Origin of the sequence: Psychrobacter sp. 4Dc, assembly GCF_002836715.1 — a bacterium.
In the GTDB taxonomy this organism is placed as follows: Bacteria; Pseudomonadota; Gammaproteobacteria; order Pseudomonadales; family Moraxellaceae; genus Psychrobacter.
In genome coordinates this window covers 1-3,121 of record NZ_PJAT01000118.1, presented here as the reverse complement: position 1 = coordinate 3,121, position 3,121 = coordinate 1, and the positions used below count along the sequence as shown (strand labels likewise).

Here is a 3,121-nt window from a genome sequence, read left to right as displayed (position 1 = left end):
TCAAGATCGCCTGTATCACTGCGGACGGTCTTTTTAGTGTGTCCGTTGCGCTTGTTTGGTTTATCTGCTTTCTCATGCTTGGGGTAGCCGAGATGGTCTTCCATCTCAGCCTCTAAGGCAGTATCGATAAAAGATTGCATGAGCTGCCTCTGAAAGTCTTTGATGTCATCGAAGCTGTTCATGCTACCAGCCATTTGCTCGGCCAGTTTTTTAATGTCAGATTGAGTAGTCATTGCTTATTCTCCTGTTAGTGGATTATAAGCAGTTACACAGTTTTTAGGAAACTCCCTATCAAGCGGGCGCTGGGCCAACACCTTATAGTCTTCTTTACCTAGTGTCATACCCATTGCGAGCATAATGACACCCAGAACGATGACTTGGGTATCACCTGTCACCCAAGAAAAAGTCGCAGGCTCTATAAATGTCACTGCGGCAGCTAAAATAATAACCAATGCCGTAAATCGACTCAACTGCTGACTTATTATCCTCAAAAACTGCATTTCTCAAATCCTTCTAAGTCCGGAAAATAGTCAAGTATAAGTTCAAAACCACTGTATTTCCAATGGGTTTGGGCAGTTTTTAGCCAACAATAAGTTGCTATTATGACAACTTTAACTATGATTATATTGCCAAAGTTTTTTGAAATGTTTATTCAATAGTCAAATGAGGTACTAGGTGTTGCAAACTCCATCAAATTTAAATCGATTCAAACACCTAGGTCTTGCGTTATCGATATTTTATTTGCTTTATAATTTAACGACTGTTTATAGCGTATCTTTGTACACACTCTACCCATCGCAAATTTATAATCTCGCCACACCGTTTGACAGTATGATTCCTTTCATTCCAGCTATGATTGTTCCTTATAGCTGGTCATTGATTTTATTTGTGGCTAGTTTTTTCTTAGTGCGGACGTCTACACAATTATCTTTATTGAGCTATCGCTTGATTCTGACGACCATCTTTGCCTGTTTAATTTTCTATCTCTATCCCGCTCGTTTCTCATTCAATCGATCGATACCTGATGATTGGACGCAGTTTGGTTATCAGTTTTTGCAGTTGGTGGACAAGCCATTTAATCAGTTGCCATCATTGCATGTCAGCTATGCCATGTTGCTTGGCGTATCCTTATGGGATGTTGTAGCGTCTAAAAAGAGATGGATTTCAGCGGCTTATCGATTGTTGCTGACTGGCATATGTACATTGATTGCCCTGTCGACAGTGTTGACGTATCAACATCATTTGCTAGATATGTTCGGCGGGGTAGTATTGGCAGTGTTGGTGCTGATACTCTCAAATCGAATCCGAAATGCATTGGTAATCAAGCATCTGACACTGGGGGTAATAGGGTTTTTGTTGATAGCGATAGCAGGGTTTTACTTTGCTAATATGAGTATGATAGCGTCTGAAGTTGTAGAAGATTTAGCCATTATCATTGCTTTATATTGGCTGATCAGTTTTACGATGTTGACTTGTGTCTATCAACAGGTCAAGCCAATACGGGATATACGCTGGTTTCAAAAATCCAGTAGCGGCCGACTCACGGTATATACTTGGATGAAGTTTGCGCCAATCATTATTATTTACAATGGCATGTCACTTTTAGGGCAGTGGTATTTTAAAGTTTTCTCGAAAGGCCAAAAATATCCACTCACGCCGTATGCTATTAATGACAAGGTCAATGTTGTTGCTTCACCTCGATTGACGCAGGCTGATGTGGATAGCTACTTAGCGTATTGGTTATCTAGCTACAGCTCATTAGAATTACCGAGTTCGTCAGAAAGCAATCGGCCTGCAGTTCGCTATCAAATTATTGTTGTTGATTTGGCCGCTGAGATATCTAGCCACGCTCATAATCTTGAAATAGCTGCTAACGGCATTATGAATACGGCAGTTCATTATTTGTATTTGCCTTTGTTGGATTTGCAGCCATTAAATGACGTATTGCTCCAAGACTATATTAATCTATTTAAACAAATTGACGCTTTAATACGATCAGCTGAGACACAGGCATTTGTCACCAATAATAAAGATAAAGTAGAGGGTAGTCTCATCACGCTTATCAATTTTCATTGCGTAATGGGTCTGTCGCGTAGCATCGGCGTTCAGGTTTTATATTTATTATATTGTGGTACGCTAACTGTCTATAACTATCAATCGTGGATTGAGCAGCATTATTCGCACGCGCACCTGAAAAATGCCTATTTGCCACAGTCGTTGGTAGAAACTATGGCCAATTATAAGTCTGTCACCTATTCAACAGCGCCTTAATAACTATCGATGTCAGTAGGTTCGCGTCTGCTAATTTTTCTTCGTTTGCTTTTTACCTATTGCTTAATTCCTATTCAACTATGGAGGAATCTATGAACACCTCGTTGCCTCGCTTGTACTCTTTTCGTCGCTGTCCTTATGCTATGCGCGCTCGTCTCGGTCTAATATTCGCCGAGTTGCCAGTAGAGTTACGAGAAATCAAGCTAAAGAATAAGCCAGATCAGATGCTAGCGATTAGTCCAAAAGGCACGGTTCCTGTGTTACAGCTTTCAGATGGATCCGTCATTGAAGAGAGTGCAGAGATTATGATGTGGGCGCTTGAGAAAAACGATCCTCAAGGACTGCTAGATGAAAAGATTTCATCTGAAGCTAATGCACTGATAGCACAAAACGATAATGAGTTTAAACAGTGGCTCGATCGCTACAAATATGCCGATCGTCACCCTGAGATGACTCAAATAGAATATCGACAAAAAGGTGAAATTTTTCTGCAGTATTTAGAAGCGTTATTGACTAAGAATACCTATCTACTAGACAATAGCGTGACCGTTGCTGACATCGGTATCATGCCGTTTGTTCGTCAATTTGCACATGTTGATCGTGAGGTGTTTTATGGTTTGCCATACCCTAAATTGCAGCAGTGGTTACAAGATTGGCTTGCGCATCCGTTATTTTTGCAAGTTATGACTAAGTTTGAACCATGGCAAGAAGGCGATGAGGTGGTGATTTTTCCTTGTTAATATCTGGTATTTGAAGTTATTTATATGATCACATGAGTGGTGAGTGGTGAGTGGTGAGTGGTGAGTGGTAGGTAAAGTATAGATTTGAAAGAACGTAGGAGAATACACAT

4 protein-coding genes are annotated in these 3,121 nt (G+C 40.4%); 2 read left to right on the top strand and 2 right to left on the bottom strand.

What is annotated here, in order from left to right; translation table 11 throughout:
- Both CXF61_RS11440 and CXF61_RS11435 read right to left on the bottom strand, forming a co-directional pair.
- On the bottom strand, positions 1 to 233 hold a 233-nt coding region (locus CXF61_RS11440; RefSeq protein ID WP_193834217.1), incomplete at its 3' end, for a transposase.
- A 3-nt stretch (positions 234 to 236) separates the two neighbouring features.
- The gene (locus tag CXF61_RS11435) at positions 237 to 500 is read right to left on the bottom strand and encodes a hypothetical protein (protein WP_264755685.1); all 264 of its coding nucleotides are present in this window, start codon (positions 498 to 500) and stop codon (positions 237 to 239) included.
- A gap of 277 nt (positions 501 to 777) precedes the next feature.
- Here CXF61_RS11435 and CXF61_RS11430 point away from each other — a divergent pair, with 277 nt between their 5' ends.
- The gene (locus tag CXF61_RS11430; protein WP_165598271.1) at positions 778 to 2,271 is read left to right on the top strand and encodes a phosphatase PAP2 family protein; all 1,494 of its coding nucleotides are present in this window, start codon (positions 778 to 780) and stop codon (positions 2,269 to 2,271) included.
- A gap of 92 nt (positions 2,272 to 2,363) precedes the next feature.
- Positions 2,364 to 3,011 (top strand): glutathione S-transferase, encoded by a 648-nt coding sequence (locus CXF61_RS11425; RefSeq protein WP_165598270.1) that lies wholly within the window; start codon positions 2,364 to 2,366, stop codon positions 3,009 to 3,011.
- The last annotated feature ends 110 nt before the right edge of the window (positions 3,012 to 3,121 follow it).

What these genes read in the sequence shown, in the direction of transcription:
- CXF61_RS11435 (WP_264755685.1), bottom strand. Translation starts at nt 500, where the DNA reads ATGCAGTTTTTGAGGATAATAAGTCAGCAGTTGAGTCGATTTACGGCA.
- CXF61_RS11425 (WP_165598270.1), top strand. Translation starts at nt 2,364, where the DNA reads ATGAACACCTCGTTGCCTCGCTTGTACTCTTTTCGTCGCTGTCCTTAT.